The sequence below is a fragment of the Anaerolineales bacterium genome, assembly GCA_037382465.1.
In the GTDB taxonomy this organism is placed as follows: Bacteria; Chloroflexota; Anaerolineae; order Anaerolineales; family E44-bin32; genus WVZH01.
On sequence record JARRPX010000052.1, the window covers coordinates 1 to 21,527 of the forward strand.

The following is a 21,527-nucleotide window of genomic DNA, read 5'->3' on the forward strand; positions in this document are numbered from 1 at the left end:
ATTGCTTCCTGCTCGCCAGCGCGGGTTTGGCGCTCTCCTTTATCTTCTTGGGGTTGACACGGGAGCAGGATCACACTCCGGCTTATCCTTCCGGGATCGCCACGAAATTATGGCAGGAATCAAGCCGATCAATTCAGGCGAATCGGTCAATTGGCGCACGAAGAGCGGAATGATGGTGGTAAAGGAAGCAAAGCCAAGCGCTACGCCGAAAAAGGCGCCGTCCAGGATATTAACGGTTACGTTGAAACGTACATCGTCCGGTGGGCTGGGTGTAGGTGAAGTCGCTTCGTTCATGGCAAGAGAGCCGGCCGGCCGACTGGGCACGATCGCTTTGGGCCTCGCTCGCCGCTATTATAAAGCAGATAAAGCCATGCATTTGCCCGCTCGTATCAAGCCGCCGGGAATGATAAAAAATAAAGAACCCCTACAGACGATGTAGGGGTTCTCGAACCTCGATCAGCTCGATCAGGGAAGCAGCTCGAACACGACCGTCACCTGCATCCCGACCGTCGTCTGTCCCGGGCTCACGGTGCTCGGAACGCCGGCGGCTACCCCGCCTCCCCCTATCCCGATGTCTCCCTTGAGACCGTAGGTGTAGGTCGGCGCAATCCCGCCCACGGAACCCTCGCTGATGGCGATCGGTTTACCCAAGCGCACGCCCATACCCTGCGCCAGCTTCTGGGCGCGGTCCTGAACGTCGAGCATGGCCAGGTCGCGCGCTTCCGCTTCGAGGGCGGATGTGTCGTCGATGGTGAAGTCGATGCCATAAATGTTGGTCACACCGGCATCCAAACCGGCGGAAATCAAACCGCCAATGCCCTGCACATCGTGCACGGTTACGGCCAGTTGGATGTCCACGTGGTAGCGAGTCTCTCCCGTGGGCATGCCCGTTTGCGGATCGTAGACTTCCTCGGTCCAGACGCTGTAATTGGCGGTGCGGATGTCGTCCGAATTTACCCCACGGGCGACGATGGCCTCGGTGATCCGTTCGATGGCCGTGTTGGCGTCGTAGATCGCCTGGCCGATGTCGGTATTGACGGTCGACACGCCGAGCTGCACGTGCGCCAGGTCGGGCGACCCGCTTGCCTCCCCGTAGCCTGTTACCGAGATCGACTCGAGTACGCCTGTCGATTTCGTTCCACAGGCGCTGACGACCAAGGCGATGAGTAAGAACATCATCGCGCCGAGTAATGTCCGCGTATAACGACTTGCTTTTTTCACGATACTCCTCCATTCAGTATTTAGGATTTGATTCATCATTTCTGTTGATCGCGTCTTCTTTCGTTTCATCTGACGGCTTGAGCGACTTACCAGATGGGACGTCGCTCCTCACCGTGTACACCATCAAGCATAATACCTCAATCGGAACACGGAACCGGGTACGAGAATGGTTTTCCCATCGACCACTTGGACCGCAACGCAATCGACCACCTGGCCAGGTCCCAATGGCATTGAATCTCCGCCGTCTATCCGCCGAAGCTGAGCGTAGACAGCAGTTGATCGTAGAACTGTCGATTGAGTTCGGCGTCGACATCCGTCAGGCGGATTTGGAAGAGCCGGCCAGCGGCCAATACATAGATCTCATCCATCGAAACAGCCATGGGCGAGGACGGCGTTGTGATTCGCAGCGCAGGCAGTCCGCCGATCTCGGCATTTACATCCTGCGGGACATCCGGTATCCGTCCCGCAAACGATTCCTGCATCCATTCCGCCAGGTCCGTGCCGCTTGGCGGATTGTAAAGCGGTGTTTCGTAATGGGCGATGGCCATTCCGGCGAGGGTCAATTCACCCTCGCCCAGGAAAGCCTGTAGGAACACCTCGTTTGGATTCTCCGCGTTCAAAAAGCACAAGCATTCCGCTGAGCGTTCCTCGGGGGGTTTCTCCTTGCATCCGGGCGGCATCGGCCCGAAGGTGCATTCCGCGGGAAAACGCAGGGAATAGCCGAACTCCTCGTTCTCATACACCTGCCAATCATCTTCCGCCTGCACGGCGACCATCGCACATGCACTTAAAATGCCCAATCCGACCACGATGAAGATTGCCGGCCACATTTTTATACTGCTCATTCGTCATCTCCTTCATATCTCGAGTGAAATAATTACCTTAACTGGTCATCCTAGTGCAGATCGGCGCTGCGATCATCTGCCGAGCGGCCGGTTTGGGTGGTCGCTGCCGGGCCCATATTCACCTCCTCCATGTGGATAGGCCTGGAAGATAAAGTTGCACGAGGCAGAACAACAACTTGGAAAAAGAGGAATAAAATTCGTCTTGATTCAGAACGACGCTGCCCGAGACGCGTCGGGCGGGTTTGAAACCCGCCCGACGTCCTCATCTTCGTAATTATGTCGTGGGTATTCGAGGGGATTCAATCGGGGACGATGTTGCCTTTCACCGCCAGCGCAACGGCTTCCGTCCGGCTGGAGGTGCCCAGCTTGGAGAGAATATTGCGTACGTGATGTTTCACCGTCGAACGGCTGATCACCAGCCGCTCGGCGATCTCCGGATTGTTCAAGCCCTCCACCATCAAGGCCAACACTTCCAATTCGCGCGGCGTGAGATCGGAACCCAGTTCGGGCGGCTTGGTCGTTGCATGGATCAAGGCTTGCGCGGCTTCCGGCGCTAACGTCGGCTGGCCTTCATGGGCGTTGCGGATCGCTTCTGCCAATTCCTTGGCGCTGACACTCTTCAACAAATAGCCAATGGCGCCCGCTTGAATGGCCTTCTGTACCAGGGCCTCCTCGCGAAAGCTTGTTAACGCGATCACCTGGGTCTGCGGGAATTCCTGGCGAATCGCTTTCGTCGCTTCGGCGCCGTCCATGCCTTCCATCACCAGATCCATGAGCACGACGTCCGGCCGGTGTTGGCCACAAAGCGTCAGCGCTTGTTTCCCGTTTGCCGCTTCTCCGACCAGTTCCAGATCATCGTAGGCGAGCAAAAAATCAGCCAAACCACTGCGGACGACGGCGTGATCGTCGACCACCATCACGCGTATCTTGTCTGATTCTTCCATTTTTTCCTCATTCACTTCCTGCTCCAGGCATGTCTCTTTTCTATTAAAGCATAATCGCAGAAATTATAAATAATTACCACGAAGCAGTGCGGGTTCGCCCTTTAGCGATTCCAGGTAAGCGAAAGGCGGGTGCCCTTTTTCTTTCCCGGTTCGATGCGAAGCCGGGCGCCGACGCTCTCTGCCCGCTCCTGCATGATGCGTAAACCGAGATGATCCGGTGAAACCGTTTCGGGATCGAAACCAACGCCATCGTCCTCCACAACGAGCTCAGTTCCCGAACCGTCTCTCCGCAGGCATATGCGAACGTGACTGGCCTGGGCATGTTTGGCCACGTTATTCAACGCCTCCTGCGCCACTCGATAGAAAACGACCTTCGCTTCGGGGCTGATTTCGCAGCTGCCATCGATCTCCAATTCCACCGGGATGCGCGCACGGCCGATCAAGGAATCCGCCAACTGCCGCATCAGTTCGTCGAGATTCGCTGACGCCAGAGCGGAGGGACGTAATTCGAAGAGCAACGTGCGCATCTCGGCCAACGCGCCCTTGGTTAGATCGTTCAACACCTTGAGACGGCTGCGGCCGAGTTCGGGATCCTTCTCCCAGAGGGTGGGCAGCACTTCGGACACCAAACTTGCAGAAAACAACGTCTGTGTCACCGCGTCGTGTAAATCACGCGCCAAGCGCTGGCGCTCCTCGTAAACGGCGGACTTTTGCGCCTGGTCCTGCAGTTGTGCCTGCTCGATGGCGATCGCCGCTCGCTGCGCGAGCGCCTCAAACAGACGCTGCTGCTCTCCGCCAAACTCCTGCAACGTTGTATAGGCCACGGTCAGAACGCCGTACGTTCGATCCTCGCTTTGAATGGGCACACGCATGAGGGACTGAATGCCTTCCGGCTTCATTAACTTGCGGTTCACCCGGGTGTCGTCCTGAACGTCTCGAATCACGACCGGTTTTCCCGTTTTCATGACGATTTCCGCCGTGCTGCCTTCGACCGAATGGTCCAGTTTATCGAGCGTTTTTGTTTTGAAGCCTCTCGAAGCGCGCACTTTCAATCGTCCAGCCGCCTCGTCCCAATAGAGCAGCAGTCCCTTATCGGCATGCAGGATATCGACGGCGATTTCGACCAACGCCTGAAACACCTGATCCACTTCGAGGTGCCGCATCAATTTCTCGTCCGCAAGGTACAAAGCGTTGATTTCACTTCTGCGCTGCTCGATTTCCTGCGTTCGTTCACTGACCAGCTTTTCCAGCTCACGACTGCGCGCTTCGATCCTGCGTACATTCCAGCGGAACCCGGTAAAGACAATCCCAGCCAAAACGAGCACGCCGAGGACCTGGAACCACGCGGTCTCCCAAAACGGCGGGGTCACCGTGATGAGGACCGAGACCCCCTCCTCGTTCCAGACGCCGTCGCTGTTCGCGCCCCGCACACGGAACACGTACGTTCCACCCGCGAGGTTGGTGTAACTCACGTAGCGGCGCGTACCGGACTGCACCCAGTCATCGTCAAAACCCTCCAGCATGTAGGCATACTGGTTGTTCGCTGGTGCGTAATAGTCCAGGGCTGCGAATTCGAATGCGATGAAATTATCCCGGTAGGAAAGCTGGATCTGTTCATTGGGAAGCAGGTCGTGTCGTATCGCCTGATTGAATTTGAAGAACGTCGTGATGACGATCGGGGGCACGTGAGAGTTCCGTTGAATCTCATCGGGGAAGAAGGCGTTAAAGCCTCGAATTCCACCGAAAAACATTTCCCCACTTCCACTCCTGAAGTGCGCTCCCACATTAAACTCGTTGTCCTGGAGACCATCGCGGACGTCGTAATTCTCGAAGGTTTCGCTCTCCGGATCGAAGCGTGATAGGCCGCGGTTCGTGCTCATCCATAGGCCGCCGCTCGCATCGGCCTCGATCCCGTAGATCGTATCGTTGGGCAGGCCATCGCGTTCCGTGAAATGCTCGAATTGGCCCGTCGCCCGGTCGAAGCGGTCCAAACCCCCACCCCAAGTCCCGATCCACATCGTGCCCTGCGGATTTTCGTAGAAGGTAAAAATCGAATCGGAACTCAGACTGGTCTCGTCTTCGGCATCGAAACGGTAATGGATGAAACGATCGCTTCCTGGTTGAAGAACGCTGATGCCGTTGAGCGTCCCCACCCATAAAGCTCCTTCCTCGTCCTCGTACAGCGCCCAGATGCGATCATCGCCAAGGCTGGAGGGATCGTACTCGTCGTACCGGTAGCGGGTGAATTTTCCGCTGGCAGGGTCGAGCAGGTTCAAGCCGGAATACCGCGTGCCCACCCAGATACCGCCCGAACGACTGGCCAGTAAAACGTTAACGCGATTGCCACTCAGGCTGTGTGGATCGGACGCATCCGTAGTGAAGTGAGTGAACCGGTCCGATTCAGAATCAAACAGCTCCAGGCCGCCAGCGGTCCCTACCCAGATCCTGCCGGACGGGTCTTCGAGTAAGGCGCGCACGTCATCGCTGAGCAGGCTGTCGGCGTCGCCCTCATCATGGCGGTACACTACGATTTCGTTCTTCTCTCGATCGAGGACGTTCAGACCGCCGTTAAACGTCCCCACCCACACATTTTCGTCCGACGCTTGCATGACCGCCCAAATCATGTTGTCGCTCAGGCTGTCGGGTTGATTGGGATCGTGCTGGTAGAGCTTGAAACGGTCCGTGGAGCGATTGTATTTCGACAGCCCACCGCCCCAGGTACCAAACCACATCACGCCCGATTGGTCTTCAAGAATCGACCAGACCGTGCTGCTGCCCAGGCTGGCCGGATCGAACGGGTCGTTGTAGTAATGGAGAAACTGAGGTGCGGTGTTCGATGAGTCGAATTCATCCGCAGGCACCAGATTCAAGCCGTTCTGAGTTCCCACCCAGAAGTTGCCCGGGCGGTCTTGATAGATCGCTCGAACGCGGTCGTGACTCAAACTAAACGGATTGTCTGGATCGTGAACGTAGCGCGTAAACAACCCGCTGGCCGGATCGAAACGGCTGATTCCACCCGCCTCGGAACCCACCCATAAATTTCCAAATCGATCCTCGTAGATTACGGAAATGTCGTTGACTTCATCATTCTCAACATTGCTGGTCGATTTGTACTTCGTGAATTCCCCGTTGGCGCGGTCGAAGCGATACATGCCGTCGTGGGTTCCGATCCACATTTCCCCCTTCGTGTCCTCGAAAATCACGCGTGCGGCGTTGTCGTGCAGAAGAGGCACATTGCCGGCTTCATCCAGGGAATTGGAAAACGTCCCGTTGGTGCGGTCCAACCGATTGAGACCTTCCTCTTCCGTTCCCACCCACAGGGTTCCCTGGTGATCTTCATAGAGGCTGATTACCCAGGCGCCCTGAAGATAGGGTTCCGTTTCCAGCTGCGTGGGGTAATGGACGAAGGAACTTGAGGATGGATCGTAGCGATCGAGGCCGCTGCGCGTGCCGATCCAGATTTCACCGTTTCGATCGACCAGGATCTCAGATACATAGTTGTCGATGATCGATGTGGGGTCGTCCGGATCGTGTTTGTAGATCGTAAACTGATATCCGTCGTATTTGTTCAGGCCGTCTTCCGTGCCGACCCACAGAAATCCCTGCGTGTCTTGCGCGATGGCCAGAACCGCATTCTGGGACAGGCCCTGTTCGATCCCCAGGCGTTCAAAACGCAGCTTTTGCGTTTGCGCTGTGGCCCGCATGGGAAAGAGAAAATCAGCCACGATGATTGCGGCGATCAGCATGGTTTTCAGCATCGTTTTCATCGCATTCCGTCTTCTCTGAGGGGCTAGAATAAAATCATCGCGCTTGAACGCCCGGGCCGAGCCGGACATCCTGAGAATTTCGATAAGTATAAGCAACCCGTTCATTCCGTACAACAAATTCCGTCATAAAAGATACTTTCCGCCTTCAACGTACCATCCAGAACTCATACGGCCCCGACCGAAGTGGTTTCGTACGATCCGCAACGAGATCGATGAACCAACTTTATCGCAGCCGTTCGTTTTTTCCATCATCCGACAGGGCCAAACCCGACCTGTCCAGGTGGACGAGGGCGATTTACTTCGCATGGCCCCCGGCAAGTTCGGTCGCTGGATGGGTGTTTGTACAACGTCTTCCCCGTAGACTTTGAGCATGAACGCATCGATTGATTGTTCGAGGAAGGAGACGAGCATGAACCTGTATAGAGGCGTATCAATAATTTTCCAGACCGCCGCATCGACCGGCGCACTGCTGCCGTTTGCCAGGTCTAACGATATCGTGACCCTGGATAACACTGAGGCAACCCTGCAGATAAAACGCCGCAGGGATGACCAGCGAGATCAAGTTCGAAAAAGAGCCGCTTCATTGAAGCAAATCGATATCAAACAACTGCCGCTCGTCGCGACCGATCGTTCCGCCTTCGAGCGGGCGCTTCACAAAGCTGAGGCAACCACAATCCATTCGGAAACGCCCGTTCGAATAAACGCTCGCAGGAGCGAGCACAAGTTCGATGCGACAGCCGCAGTCTTTGAACCGCGGCAACCGAATAAGTTCGCTGCTGAATTCCAACTCAATTTCAATATGGAGCGCATACGATGAACGCCAAATTGCTTTTGAATATGAATGATAAACACGCAACCGTATCCTTTTCTCCCCGCATGAAGATGTGGGGATTGGTCTTCGCTGCCTTCACCGCCCTGATGCTTGCGGGCTGCAATTACCCCCTTTCGGCAAACACACCGTCCGCAACGCCGACAGAACCATCGACGCCGCTGAACACCGCTTCCATTTCAGGTTACGTTTGGCACGATCTCTGTGCCAATCTGGAAAAAGATGAGCCGCTTCCCGCTGGCTGTATCGACGATCGAGTCCTGGACGTATATGTGGCCAACGGTGTCTTTGAAGCCGGTGAGACCGGGCTGGCGAACGTTACCGTCGAATTGGGATTCGGTCTCTGCTCTGCCGACAGTGTTTTATCGACGACGACGGACGCAGCAGGCAGATACACCTTCCAGGGCCTGGCGCCGGGCACGTACTGCGTACGTGCCGTCGTTCAGGATGGTTCAGGCCAACCCGCAAAGACGGAAACAGGGGTATGGACCTTTCCCCTGGGTGTCGACGAAAACACACGCGGCATGCAATCGCTGACGCTGCAGGTCGACGACCAACGCGAAAACGTGAACTTCGGATACGATCCGTTCAACGTTCCCGAGGACACGAACCCTGCGGCCACACCTTCACCCACGCCTTCGCCGTCATCAGACTGCAGCGATGCGGCAACGTTCGTCAAAGACGTGAGCGTTCCCGACGGAACATACATCGATGCGGGCAAGTCCTTCTCCAAGGTATGGCGCCTGCGCAACAGCGGCACGTGCACCTGGACGAGCGAATACGCCCTCACCTTTCAGTCCGGATACCGGATGGGCGCAGCGAGCGTGATTCCCATGCACGGCAGCGTCGAACCGGGCGATACGGTCGATCTGACCATCGATCTCCGTGCGCCTCAAACTCCGGGAAGCTTTTGGGGTTTCTGGATGCTGCGCAACGCCAACGGCCAACTCTTCGGCACGGGGGATGATGGAAATTCACCGGTCTGGGTGAAAATCATCACCGAGCCTGAGATTCGTGAGTGGCGCGGGGTTTACTTCGACAATCAAAATCTCAGCGGAAACCCCGTCCTGGTCCGCAACGACAAATCGATCGATTTCAACTGGAAAGCCGCCTCGCCTGCTTCATCCCTGCCGGACGATCACTTCTCGGCACGTTGGACACGAACCCTGAAGTTCGACGAGGCCTTCTATCGCTTTACCATCCGCGTGGACGATGGCGTACGCTTGTGGGTGGACGATCGCCTGGTCATCGATTCGTGGGCGCCGAATCCGCTCCACAGCGTGAACGTCGTTCTGCGCATGGCGGAGGGCAAGCACGATCTGAAACTCGAGTACTTCGAGCGTTCCGGAGAGGCGCGCATCCACTTCGACACGGAGATCATACACCCCGACAACCAGAATTACTGGGTCGGTAAATACTGGTACAACCGCTCGCTGGACAGTTCGTGGGCCCTGGTCAAACAAGCAGACGAGCTCGACTTCGATTGGGGCAAGAATTCCCCGGCGCTCGGCCTGCCGAAGGACGATTTCTCCGCCCGCTGGAGCCGCATCATTAATTTCACCGCGGGGAACTACCGCCTGTGCGCCCGCGCAGACGATGGGGTCCGCGTCAAGGTGGACGGCAAGCTCGTACTCAATGAATGGCACGCAAATGACGCCAGCCAGGATTACTGCGTGGATCTCTCTCTTTCCGGATCGACGCGCCTGGATGTGGAGTACTACGAACGCAGCGGCGCCGCCGAGGTCGAATTCTGGTGGAAACTTCTCGATCCACCGATCCAGATGCCGGTTGCAAACCCAGACGCCTATGAAACTCCTCGCAACGAGACGCTCAGCGTCCCCGCGCCGGGCATCTTGAGCAACGACAAGAGTGGATTGAATTGGGATCCTTCCCAACTGACTGCGATGCTCGTCGACAACGTCTCCCACGGAGTCCTATCCTTCAAAACGGACGGTTCATTTACGTATACGCCGGAAACGGACTTCAGCGGAGAGGACGCATTCACCTACCGCATTTCGGACGGCGAAAACACCTCCAATACCGCCAGGGTGTCCATCTCGGTCGTCGACACGAATTCTCCACCGATCGCCACGGACGACTCCTACGAAATACTGGAGGACGAAACCCTGCAGGTCGACGCACCGGGCATTCTCGCCAACGATTACGACCCTGATGGTCAGACGCTGCGAATCACGCTCGAAGAAGAACCGCAGTCCGGTGAACTGGTCATGAACGAGGACGGTTCCTTCGAGTACACACCGGCTGCGGATTTCCATGGAGCGGATCGCTTCAGCTACCGCATCTCCGATGGCTGGCTGCAGTCCGGATTGGCGTTCGTAGAAATCGAGGTGCTCCCCGTAAATGACGTCCCCATCGCCGTGGAAGATCGACTGAACGCCGCAGTGAACCAAATCGTGGAGATCACTGTCTTGGGCAACGATCAAGGTCTGGGAGACGCTCCGCTCTCACTCACCATCGAGGAGCTTCCAACCACGGGTACGATCGAGATCCAAGATGGCCTGATCATCTACACACCCGAGGAAGGATACACCGGCGAAGTGATCATCACCTACGCCGTCACGGATGGGAATGGAGAGCGATCGCAGGCGCGTGTGTTTCTCACGATCGGAACGGCAGGTGAATGACGCCCATCTACGCTTCACCTGCCCATCGACAAAAGTGTACTGGAGAACGGAGTTTTTAGGCTATAATAGGCTTAATTTCTCCAGAATGATGAAAGCACAAGGTATGGCATGAAGTCGTCTCGATCTCGACCAGTAAAGCCATAAAGCATCAACGACATCGACCCTCATCGCAGGGTCTTTGTCGTTTCACACCAACTGGCCCCCAAACCCGAGGAGCCCGAAGATGAGAAACGTAACGCGCTGCCTGTTGATGGTCATCCTTTGCCCGACCCTGCTGATCGCCTGTCAAAACAAGACGGAATCAAAGCCGAGCGAAACTCCGACATCCGTGGTGCCCATCGTGCGTATCGGGGATATGACCGAAGATATCGCCGGATTCGTCGAAGACGCCATACCCGACCCCCTGGCCTATTCGGCTGACGGTGAATTAATGGTCGTGGTGACGAATTCTCAGTTTGCAGATATTTACCTTTATACAGGCGCGGTACAGGAGTATTGGTATGAAGGCCTGATCCTGGAGCCGGAGGACGTAACCAACGTCGCCGCATCCTACGATAAACAGCGAATAGCCGCGGCTTTCGACGACGAACAAATTACGATCTGGGACACCTCACAGCTCAGCACACTCGCGCCGCCGGGAACCCCGACTGTTTTACTGCAAACGATCGAATCGCCTTCCACTTTGGGTCTGGCATTTTCCCATGACGGCGAACATCTTCTTTCGCTCACCCGGTATTGGCTTTCGATTTGGGATTGGGAAGCCGGTGAGTTGCTGTCGAACATCGACGGGGAATTCACCATGATGGGAGCCTCCCCAACCGAACCAAAGTTCGTCGTCGCCCACCCCGATGGAAAGATTGACGTATGGACGATCGGGGCCGATCAGCCCGATTTGACTTTGGATGGACATCCGGACGGCGTACGCAGCCTGGCCTTCTCCCCCGATGGCCAAACCCTGCTTTCCGGAGGTGCCGACAATCTGATCCATTTGTGGGACGTTACGAACGGTGATTTGATACGCACCTTCGAGGGCCATCACAGCGCCGTTCGGCAGATCTCGTTTTTCCCGGAAGGAAACGCCTTCGCCTCTGTGGCAGACGACGCGCTGCGCATCTGGCACACCTTCAGTGGTACGCAAATCCACGTCGAACCCCAGGACGCCGCGGATATCCGCATGTTGGCGGTTGCGCCCATCGCTCCAATCGTGTATCTGGGCTACAAAGACGGTTCACTCTTCTCCTGGAACATCGAAATCGCCGATCCGGATCAACCCACACCGGATCGGACCCAGACCGACGTGGCCAGCCAGAAGACTCTAGCCGTAATGTTCCCCGCAGAAACGTCAGACGAGGTAGCGGCTGTCGAATCGACGGCCAGTCCCACATTGGAAGGAGTACATCAACAAACTGAGACTCAAGCTCCCTTAACCAAGGCCACGATTTGGCCAAGTGACTACGTGGACGAATTCGGGGTGCCCATGATACGCATCCCCGCCGGCCCGTTCATCGTGGGTGGTGATCCAGTGCAAGCGGTAGAGATCTGCCGCCTATTCCGCGACGAATGCAGCATCTCGTGGTTCCTGGATGAAGAGCCGGCGCACCTGGTGGAATTGGGAGATTACCTCATCGATCAATTCGAGGTGACCAACGCCCGCTACGCAGAATGCGTCGATGCCGGAGTCTGCGATCCGCCCGATGTAACAAGCTCGGCCACCCGGGAGAGCTACTACGGCAATCCCGAATACGCGGATTACCCGGTGATATACGTCAGCTGGGACGACGCCGATACGTACTGCTCCTGGCGGGGTGCACGCTTGCCGACAGAGGCGGAATGGGAGACCGCTGCCCGGGGCGGCCTGGAGGGATACGCTTTTCCATGGGGCGACGATATTCCGGCTTGCGAAACGAACTCGCTGTTCGGGGCGCGCTTCGACGACAACGGCCTTTGCGATGACGCCGATAGCGCCCAAGTCGGCAGCTATTGGCCAAACTTCCTCACGATTTACGACATGAGTGGAAACGTCCTGGAATGGACGGCGGATTGGTATGATTTTTACCCGGGTGGTGACCCGGACATTTCAGACGAATTTGGAGAGACGTACCGCGTGGCCCGCGGCGGTTCCTGGTATACGTACGGCGATACGATGCGCGTGGCGATCCGCTTCCCCGCTTTACCAACGGCATCGTTCGACCACTACGGGTTCCGCTGTGCACGTTCAGAATGAGCGAAAGGTTGTAAGTAAAACCGCGCTAATAGGACGACTTACTTGGTTTGATCTTCGATCTCCGCTTTCGCTGCGTTCTTTTTTACAGACTCGATCCCCTTCTTACATCCACTTTTGGATGAATATCCTTCGCCCATGGCGATGACCTCGCCGTTCGATGCCCGCAATCTCCAGCGGAATTCGCCCTTATTGTCTTTGTAGATTTCGAACTTACCCATGATGCCTCCTTATTCGGGATTCGGAAGTATCCACTTCACTGATAAGTATACCGCCGATCGCAACCTGTTCCTTCTACGGTCCGTTTCGAGGCGCTCGGATTGGAGGGGTTTCCTGCCAGGAAAATCGAGTGAACGGGCTTAAAAAAAGAGACCCCTGCGAGTGCAGGGGTCGGCAGAATCGTTGTGTGGTAGCCTTAAACTATGACGACCTGCGCTGCTTGCGGGCCTTTGGCGCCTTGTTCGATCGTGAATTCGACGCGCTGGCCTTCCTCGAGGTTGCGAAAGCCATCACCTTCAATGGCCGAGTAATGCACGAAGACGTCGTCGCCTTCTTCACGCTCGATGAAGCCGTAGCCCTTGCTGCTGTTGAACCATTTGACCGTTCCAAGAACTCGCTCCGACATTAGACATTGCCTCCTTATGGCAATCGGGTTGAAGGTGCCTGACTCGTTCTCGGAGGTCGATTTGATGGCAGCCATGCGGTACAGTTGAAATTGCCCAGGCCGTGATCATGCGACTCTCAGACAGAACTTACATGCAACCTATCTAAATTGATTCTATCATCATGCACTTTCTTTGGGTAGGGCCTTACGCACGCCGGGGAATTCAAGGACCGGGAGATTTCATTCCGCTCAAGTTCGACAAGCATCCTGCCGGCGCCATCCCTGTCCAGCACACACAGGCCTAGGAAATGGGAAAAACGGCCAGCAATACCCAACTCAAGAACATCGCGCCGCTCAGCGCAGCAGGCCAGCCTCCCCGCATCCGGGCCGTTGACAGCTCGATCAATCCCAGAACGACCGGCAGCAGTGGCAGCACCAGGACCAACACACCCAACCCCGGGATGACGAGCAGCGAAGCGATGAATCCCGCCGCCAGAATCGCACTATGGACCAGCCACGCCAAGAACCTTTGTATGATTCCCTGCCCGCGCAAGCTCTCACCGACGCACACGAACCAGGGCAAGGTCAACAAGACGGCGATTGGCCAGAGCATCAATCGTTTCCCGATGGGCAGCCAGGGCACCCACACCAGGTTCCCCAACAACCCCACACCAACCCAGAGAATCAAAAATGCAAAGACTGCGCCGATAATCGAACGCCGGGACGGAAGCGAGATACGGAACCTGAGCATGGAGAGGCCTATCAACCCCGCCAACGCAAACCAGGTCAGCAGGTAACCGCCCACGATCAACCCCAAAGTGCGCCTCGTGTTGACGCCCAATCCGTTTACCAGGGCAAGCAAGGCAGTTGCGGCGAGCGCGCCACCAACAGGGGGCAAAAGCCGCCGCCAAAATGGAAGCAATTTTCGGTCCACATTCTCACGGACAACGACGAGCGGTGACAGCCCCCAACCCGCCAACAAAGCGGCGAAAATTCCCAACCCGTACCAAAGGATGCGACGATCGACGTACGGCATGGCGTCGGGCTGGGGTCCGAACACTTCATCCAACCAGGTTCGTGCCGCAGCGTGACTGTCCGGGTCGAAAAGAATGGAGATGTGCTCGACCCCGTGGATGACGATCAAAGCGCGCCCCGTTCCGTTCTCCGGATCACCTCCCGCACCACCGGCCTCCGTCAGGAGTTCTTCGGCGGTTTCCACAAATTCACGTTCCAGACTTCCCGCCAGCAGCAGCAGATTGCGGGGGAAATCCGGGGTAACCTTGCGCCGGATGGGAGAAACGGCGATTGTGGCATTCGTATCCGGGTGATCGACTCCATAATCGAGCGCGACACCGCTTCCCATCGAGTGACCCAAAATGGCGACCTCCGATCCGCTGGTATATCCCGCGGATTGGGCGATTCGAAGCGCCGCTTCTGCATTTTCAAGCAACACGTCGCTCGCACGCCGCAGCGGGTACGGTTGCGGGTTGGTTCCGTGGCCGTCGAAATCCCAGGCCACTACCGTATAACCCGCGTGCGCCAGAGAAAGGGAAAAACCGCGCATGAGTAGTTCCGAACCCGCAAATCCATGACCGACCAGTACCGTGGGTCGCATTTCAGCGTCATATTCAGAGAGGGCGAAGACGGTTGTTGGCGGATTTGAATTGGGAAGTTGGATGATCGCAAGGTCACGTTCGGCGTCCTGGATACGAAAGATTGCGAGTCCGAATAACGCGAAACCCAGCAACAAGAGGATCCAATCGGATCGTTTCATTTCGATTCACTTTCACCCGGATTCAACGTGCTCATTGTGACCGATCGTTTTTCCCTACACCGCACGTGGTTCGGTGGATCGTTCTGCAAGCGGGTAAATCGAGAACGCGTAACAGATCAACGCAAGCAGGTAGAGGCTGCGAATTCCCAGCGCAAGCGAGGCGTACTCTGTCAGGCCGCCCAGCACGCCGCCGAACAAGTTGGAGCCCATTACGGCCGGAATCGAAGTCACGTCACGAAAACGAATGGCAAAGATCATCGCCGCAAAAAACAACGGCGCTGCTTGTTCCAGACTGGCCAGCGTCATACGCAACATCGTTGGCAGTTCCAGGAAATTCCGCAGCGGGATGAAGTAACTGAGGATCAACGTCAGCCCGAGGAAAACATACAGGGCACGCGTGTCGCTCAGCTTGAAATGTTCGACGATGATGTTGGCCAACACGATCATGAGTAAAATGGCACTGATCACCACTGCGTTGACCACCCAAGTCGATCCGAACAGCAAAGCCATCTCCGTCACGCTCTTGGTTTCGAGCAAGAAAAAACCCGCACCCAGGAAGAAGAAACCGGGCTTGAACTGCCTTAAGCCGGGCAAGTTGCGGAGAATGAGCAGGAAGGCAAGGATGCCAATCCCCAGGATGGCAATGACGTGCGTGGAAGGGATCGCCTTGTCGGAAATCGCCAGCAGGCCGTCGTCCGTCAATAAATCCCGCACACGGGAGAAGCTCTCGCGAGTGTAGACGAAGTTGTCCAGTCGTGCGCTTGCATTGGGACTGAAGAGGGCGTGAGAGTCCAGAAACCCGAAGACGATCATGTCGTATTCATCGGTCGCGTTCGTAAAGAACGAACGGGCGTCTTCGACGACATCCGTGACAGCCGGGTTGGAATACGGCTTTTCCGGATGGAATTCCTTCCCCAGACTCAGAATCAAGGGATCGATTTCAACCGCGACCACTTCCTGCGCTCCGGCGCGCAATGCACCGGCCACATCGTTTCCCGTACCCGCGCCGACGATCAATATCCGGGTCAGAGACGGCGCCGCCGTATAGGCGGCATCATAAATTGCCTGCCTGGAATCGAAATATTCCGGAGCCTTGGCGTAATTTTCGTTAACGAAATCCGGGTCCAGGTTGACCATCTCCTGGTGGAAGGCCAGATTCACGGAGAGCTCGTATCCCAGGAGCACATCCGGGGATCCTGGTACGCGCTTTTCCTGCACGTCGATACGATAGTATGGAGACCAGATGGTTCTCATCGACATATTCGGCCATACGAGAACCATCACTGCGGGTATGAATGCCACGATCACGGCCAACCAACGCGATCGGGACGCCATCTGCAGGATGAAGTAAACAATGCCCGCAGCCGCAAGGAAAAACCAGATCGCCGGCGGCAAGGACATAAACGAGATTCCCGTATAGAGAAGCACACCTGCCACACTGCCGATGACGTTGATGCTGTATCCTTCAAGCGGACGAAATGCCACGAATTTCGCTGCGACCAACTCGCCGAGCGGGACAAAGACGAGCGCCAACAGCAGAAACATTCCCAACAAGAGACCGTGGAGAGCGATCTGCCGCAGCGCCATGATCTGGGAACTTAATTCTTCAATCGATCCCGACCAGAAGTACTCCTGTGCATTGAAACGGTTGCTGAGCAGAATGTCGCTCAGCAACGTTCGCCCCAGACCCAGCACGATCCCGACGATGAGGATCATCAATGGCAGGTAAATACGGAACAAGGAACGCAGGCCGCGTTCCTTGCTGTATATGACAAACCCCAAACCCATGCCGAGGTACGCCGCAATCAAGGCGATATTCTTATAAAAGGAAAAGAAACGCAGCTCAGATGCGACCCAGCGAATGAAGACGAGTTCGACAAAAAGGCCCAGTGCGCTGGCCAAAAAAAGATCGAAAACCAGTCGCTTTCTTTTTGCCATCGAGTGTCATCCTCCAACGAGCGGACATTGGGAAAGCTCAAATTTCGGCAGGATTATATGGAAAAAAGGGGAAAATTGAAACCATATTACGACACGTTCCGAATTGTCCCCTGCGCATTTCAAAACAAGTTACTCTCAGAAGGTCGAAATTCTGTAAGCTGGCAGCGACAATTCGCCTTCATCCCGATGAGCAGCTCACCCTTCCCCGACCAAATACGTAAACAACCCAGCCATTTCCGCAAACAAATCGCGGTATTTATTATAATCGGTCTCAGGTGCGGCGAAATCAAGATGGTATTGGAAATCCTGTCCGACGAAGATGAATTCGATGTGACTCTCAGTTTCCAATTCACCTTTCACCGTACGGTCGTAGAGGAATTCCACCACACCTACGTCACGGCCGTTGATCCTGCGCGTGGTATAGGCGATCGCTCGATATTCCGGCTGCAGCGATAGATCGTCGCTCAAGTCCTCGGCATACTGCCTGGCTCCTTTGCCTTCGGCAAGATCGTACACGCTTACCGTCAATTCAGGACAGGATTGATCCTCGCGGCAAACGGCACTCAGCCCCACGCGCCGTAAATCCTGATTCCAAACTCCTGCGGACCATTCACGCGGGTAGCGGACGACGAAAAAGGTTTCGTCCTGTACGTAATCGATCATGGCCGCATTGGTACGGTCCACGCTTCCCAGCACAATCGCCTGATTAAGGGAAGCTAACAGAGTGGCGCGATCTACGGCAGCGGCCTGAAAATCTCGCACGCGAACCTCGGCGTGAAGACTGCGTTCGGCTCGTCCTAGAGTAAGACTGACAAGCCGTCCGCTGTCGGCATCCATCTCTATCACAACACGATCAAGCGCCTGTCCGGTGCTCGTTGCGGTATAACGCCCTTGCCGCTCGTATGCTCGCCAACTGGCAGCCTGCAGCTCCGCCGGCAGGCTGAACGCCGCTTCCGGTAGAGCAGAGTCCAGGACGCTGGTCAGGTCTTCACGACTCACCTTGTTCACACGTCCGTTGTCATAATCCGTGTAATAATTACCGTCGATCACCCAGATGTTACTCTCGCTGCGGATCGGTTCGCCAGGAACGGCGTGCAGATGCACCTCGAGGTGATAATCATCCCCCACACGCGTCACCGTGTAGTCGCGCACGAGATCGCCGTTGTCGTTCGTCGTCTGGTATTGGTAGTTTACGCGGCTGGCCGATTTTGCTGCGAGCAGTGCATGATCGGCTTTCTCCGCCACGCCGATTCCCAGACCATCCATGAACCGATCGGTCCCCACGCTGAAGGTTGCGCGTGGGGATAAAAACGGCGCCAGAAAACTGATCAGCACGACCAGGATCACCGTCATCAGTAAAAAACCGATCACGTTCGGCATGATGAGTTGCCTCGGTTCAGCGAAGCTATTGGCAAGCAGCGTTCCCACCAGATACAAACCGACCAGGGCGGCCATGTCCAGGATCACGATGTGAATATAGACCGCATTGGGGTCGTACCCGACCAATACGCTGAGCATGAGTACAATTGGTGCGGTAACGAGCATGATCATGGCTACAGTCACTATCAGGGTCAACGGGATAGCCGTCACCTGAGACGGCTTTTCCTCGCGACCGAGCAAACGGAACGTCACCCAGAAGATGGGGACGGACAACAACAAGCCAAAAGCGACGATCAAGGCGACCTTGAACGCATCTTTCAAGGCCGTGTCCGTGCCAATGCCGATGCCCATGGCGAATCCATACACCGCCCCACCGAAAAGGGAGAATAGAAAAGCGGCCAGGATAAATCCCTTCAAGGATCGCCCTTCCTTTATCGTGCTCACCAGGCCGCGTTGGCGAAAAATTCCGAAAAGTGATTTTAAGACATTCATTCTTCCCACTCCCTCCATGTTTTCGTAAACCGTTCACGAGTGGCAAGCAATTGCTCGCGTTTGGACAAAGCCAGCAACCCGCCTCCGAACAGGATTCCGCCTGTTAATCCGATCTGGACCCAGCGTGATAAATCTACGAAACCAGCACCGAGCTGCACGATGACGTTAGCCAGAAACGCAATCGATCCGTAACGCACGTAGTTACGGGAGCGTTTGCGGACGCCCCACACAATCGCCACAACACTCTCGATGGCGAGCAACAATGTGTATCCAATTGCGCCGCGCGGCAGGGACTGCAGGAACGTCGATCCCAGTAACAGGATCAACCCCAATCTTGTCACCCAATTGTACGTGGTTTGTTTCCCGCGCCTGCGTTCATTCCAACCCCCGAATAAAAGCGCCAACCCGAGCGGCAGGATATACGCCTGCGGTTCATCCACCTCGAAAGCCATCAGCACGGACCAAAGCACGAGCAAGAATGACATGCCGCCGACGTACGCTTGGTAGACCGATTTGCGCCTGGCGGCGTCCGCCGAATAGGTTACCCCGGCGATGGCAAAGGTCGCCGCGGCAATGATCGGCTCGTAATCGTAAACTGCAATCCAGATCGAAGCGGCCACGGGAATCAACATTAAGCCCAAACCCGTGCGACGAAGTGGATCCGCGTAAATCTTTACGCTCTCTTCACTCCGTAATAACCAGGCCACACCCACGAAGAGTAAACAAACGCCCGCCGTGTACATCGGGCCGACTTGGTCGTAGTCCACGTTCAACTCTTCGAGCAGGAAAAAGTGACCGATAAAAACCACCAGGAGACCTAAATAGGTGAGCAAATGCGGCAGCTTGCGCTTCTGAAATTCGGAGCGTTCCAGCCAGGCGAAGGTCAAGAGCAGAATAGACGACACCAGCGACATTCCTATTGCCATGTAGTAATCATCAACCATCGCGGTACCATAGGCCGCCAACAAATCCAACGACGCGACGATGTATAACGGCCATCCCCAGCCCTCATGATCCCTACGCCGTAAAGCGTATCCCACCATCACCAGAACGACGCCAAGTGCTGCGTAGGAAATTTCGAACACTTGCGTCGGCGTTTTCCAATCGTAAATCGCATTGTGGGCGGCGTGCAGACAAAGATTCGATGCCAGCAGCATGGGATAGAGCAGCCACGGCACCTCGAGCCACAGGGCTACGAGGAAGTACACCACGGCGATAACGGCCAGTGCAATGCTGTTAATCACGGGAGTTTCGTAAGTCAGCACGGCGCTGATGATGCTCAGCAGCGCGGCGGCGCTGAGGAAGGGCATGCCGTGCCGCAATTGACGCCTGCCGAGGGCGTAGCCGATGACGGTGTAATTCAGACCGAGTAAACCCATGATCAAGCCGCTGTCGGATTCATCGCCGACGTACCAGGCGAGCAGCAGCCATACGGGCAAGATGAACAACCAGACCGCGCCGTACACCCAGCGAAAATCGCGGTGAACCACAGCCGAAATGGCCAGGATGACCACGTCGACGAAGAGCACGATTGCCAGGTCCAATTCGTTCCCGGCTGCGGATAACGTAACCACCAGCGCCACCGCATAAGCCGCAGCATAAAGCGGCCAACCCGCGGCGCGCAATCCCTCAGCTTGTTCCAGGCGATAGCCTATGCCCATGTATGCCAGAGCGAGAATCATCAACGTGGCAGCCATGGCAATATCGCTGGCATTCAACTCTACCAGGAGTAAATACGTCGTCACCGGGACGAGTACCGCTGCCGCCCAGCGCGCCGCAATCCATTTATAAAGCACGTTACTGATGGCATAGAACAAAGCACCCACAGCGACGCAAATAACAGGCAGCCAGGGAACGATAGGCGCACACCGGCTGCAGCCGGAATAATCCGACCAAAGGGCGAGGGCAAATACAATGGCCAAAGGCATACCGATTTGGGACACGTATCGAAGCGGATCGTACGTATAACTGGCCGTAGAAGATGATTTTGCGCGATAGGAAAGCAGCATGATCAAGGTCAACAGCAGGCCGGAAGCAAGCGGCGTAAATGTAATATGGGCATCGAACACTTTCAGCGCCGCAGCCAGCGTGCTCCCCACAGCACCGATACTGATGTAGATAAAAAGATCTGCCTTTGTCCAGCGGGCAGTGATCACGTAGGCGCAGAAACAAATCGGCGATGCGATCAGCCACATCACGTCATCTCGTAGACCTGCCGGTCCCACCACGTAGTGCTGCAGCACGGCGAAGTTGAGTGCCAGGAATCCCGAGGCCAAACCAAGCAGGGCGACGCCGGCAATGCGATATGCTTCACTTTGGAATAATACAAAGCCACCGAGATACGTCAATCCCGTGATCATCAGCGTAATCGCAAATTTCGCCGGCCCGGGAATGCGGCCCCAATTCACGCCGACGAAAATCGCTCCGGCGATGAAGAGCAGGAAGCCGCCAATGTAAAGCGCGATCTTGATGTTGCGCTCGCTGAGCAGCCATTGGTCGAAGGGCACGCTCTCCTTGGCGGGTTCAGGTGCAGACACCGATGCGGAGGCAGATGTGGAAGCAGCATTTGCTGAAACCATCCGCGCAGGTGCCGCGGCCGCTTTTTCCGACACCGCAGGCGTCGGTTCGACGGCCGGCTCTTCCATTGGGGCGCCGCGACGCAGCCGTTCACGCAGAGTTTTCAAGCGGTTGACGTACGAGTTGCGATATGTGGCAACCCCCGGCCATCCGCGGGTTCTCTCCACCAGATACTCCAGCTGGTACAGTTCGAGCAAGTCCTCGGAGGCAAACGCTTCCCCGCAAACGCGGCATTTCTTTACCACCTTTTCCAGACCCGGAGTTCCGCAGTTCGGGCACTTCATGGCCGA

Annotated in this window: 14 protein-coding genes; 4 read left to right on the plus strand and 10 right to left on the minus strand. The window is 56.1% G+C overall.

The window, feature by feature from the left end:
* On the plus strand, positions 1-439 hold a 439-nt coding region (locus tag P8Z34_12620; GenBank protein ID MEJ2551518.1), incomplete at its 5' end, for a hypothetical protein.
* 26 nt (positions 440-465) lie between these two features.
* Here P8Z34_12620 and P8Z34_12625 read toward each other — a convergent pair.
* The 4 genes from P8Z34_12625 to P8Z34_12640 form a co-directional block, all read right to left on the minus strand.
* Complete coding sequence (locus tag P8Z34_12625) at positions 466-1,221, minus strand: SIMPL domain-containing protein (GenBank protein MEJ2551519.1); 756 nt, start codon at positions 1,219-1,221, stop codon at positions 466-468.
* A gap of 245 nt (positions 1,222-1,466) precedes the next feature.
* Positions 1,467-2,066: a hypothetical protein gene (locus P8Z34_12630; protein ID MEJ2551520.1), complete on the minus strand. Its 600-nt coding sequence runs from the start codon at positions 2,064-2,066 to the stop codon at positions 1,467-1,469.
* Positions 2,067-2,365: 299 nt separating this feature from the next.
* Positions 2,366-3,025 carry a response regulator transcription factor gene (locus P8Z34_12635; protein MEJ2551521.1) on the minus strand — a complete coding sequence of 220 codons (660 nt, stop codon included), beginning with the start codon at positions 3,023-3,025 and terminating at the stop codon, positions 2,366-2,368.
* Positions 3,026-3,111: 86 nt separating this feature from the next.
* The gene (locus P8Z34_12640) at positions 3,112-6,777 is read right to left on the minus strand and encodes a two-component regulator propeller domain-containing protein (GenBank protein MEJ2551522.1); all 3,666 of its coding nucleotides are present in this window, start codon (positions 6,775-6,777) and stop codon (positions 3,112-3,114) included.
* Between the two features lie 409 nt (positions 6,778-7,186).
* Between P8Z34_12640 and P8Z34_12645 the strand changes: the two genes are divergently transcribed.
* The 3 genes from P8Z34_12645 (at position 7,187) to P8Z34_12655 (ending at position 12,475) form a co-directional block, all read left to right on the plus strand.
* Positions 7,187-7,594 carry a hypothetical protein gene (locus tag P8Z34_12645; GenBank protein ID MEJ2551523.1) on the plus strand — a complete coding sequence of 136 codons (408 nt, stop codon included), beginning with the start codon at positions 7,187-7,189 and terminating at the stop codon, positions 7,592-7,594.
* On the plus strand, positions 7,591-10,251 hold the full coding sequence (locus P8Z34_12650) for an Ig-like domain-containing protein (GenBank protein ID MEJ2551524.1): 2,661 nt from the start codon (positions 7,591-7,593) through the stop codon (positions 10,249-10,251). Before P8Z34_12645 ends, P8Z34_12650 begins: the two co-directional genes overlap by 4 nt.
* Before the next feature lie 223 nt (positions 10,252-10,474).
* On the plus strand, positions 10,475-12,475 hold the full coding sequence (locus P8Z34_12655; GenBank protein MEJ2551525.1) for an SUMF1/EgtB/PvdO family nonheme iron enzyme: 2,001 nt from the start codon (positions 10,475-10,477) through the stop codon (positions 12,473-12,475).
* 38 nt (positions 12,476-12,513) lie between these two features.
* On the opposite strand, the gene P8Z34_12660 is transcribed toward P8Z34_12655, so the two are convergent.
* From P8Z34_12660 to P8Z34_12685, 6 genes are all read right to left on the minus strand, one after another.
* Positions 12,514-12,693 carry a YegP family protein gene (locus tag P8Z34_12660; protein MEJ2551526.1) on the minus strand — a complete coding sequence of 60 codons (180 nt, stop codon included), beginning with the start codon at positions 12,691-12,693 and terminating at the stop codon, positions 12,514-12,516.
* Positions 12,694-12,887: 194 nt separating this feature from the next.
* Complete coding sequence (locus P8Z34_12665) at positions 12,888-13,097, minus strand: cold-shock protein (GenBank protein ID MEJ2551527.1); 210 nt, start codon at positions 13,095-13,097, stop codon at positions 12,888-12,890.
* A gap of 280 nt (positions 13,098-13,377) precedes the next feature.
* Complete coding sequence (locus P8Z34_12670; protein MEJ2551528.1) at positions 13,378-14,850, minus strand: alpha/beta fold hydrolase; 1,473 nt, start codon at positions 14,848-14,850, stop codon at positions 13,378-13,380.
* Between the two features lie 54 nt (positions 14,851-14,904).
* Positions 14,905-16,788 (minus strand): hypothetical protein, encoded by a 1,884-nt coding sequence (locus P8Z34_12675; GenBank protein ID MEJ2551529.1) that lies wholly within the window; start codon positions 16,786-16,788, stop codon positions 14,905-14,907.
* Between the two features lie 195 nt (positions 16,789-16,983).
* Entirely contained in the window at positions 16,984-18,660 is a 1,677-nt protein-coding gene (locus tag P8Z34_12680) for a hypothetical protein (GenBank protein ID MEJ2551530.1), read from the minus strand.
* The gene (locus P8Z34_12685) at positions 18,657-21,521 is read right to left on the minus strand and encodes a hypothetical protein (GenBank protein ID MEJ2551531.1); all 2,865 of its coding nucleotides are present in this window, start codon (positions 21,519-21,521) and stop codon (positions 18,657-18,659) included. The genes P8Z34_12680 and P8Z34_12685 overlap by 4 nt, the downstream gene beginning before the upstream one ends.
* Positions 21,522-21,527: the final 6 nt, after the last annotated feature.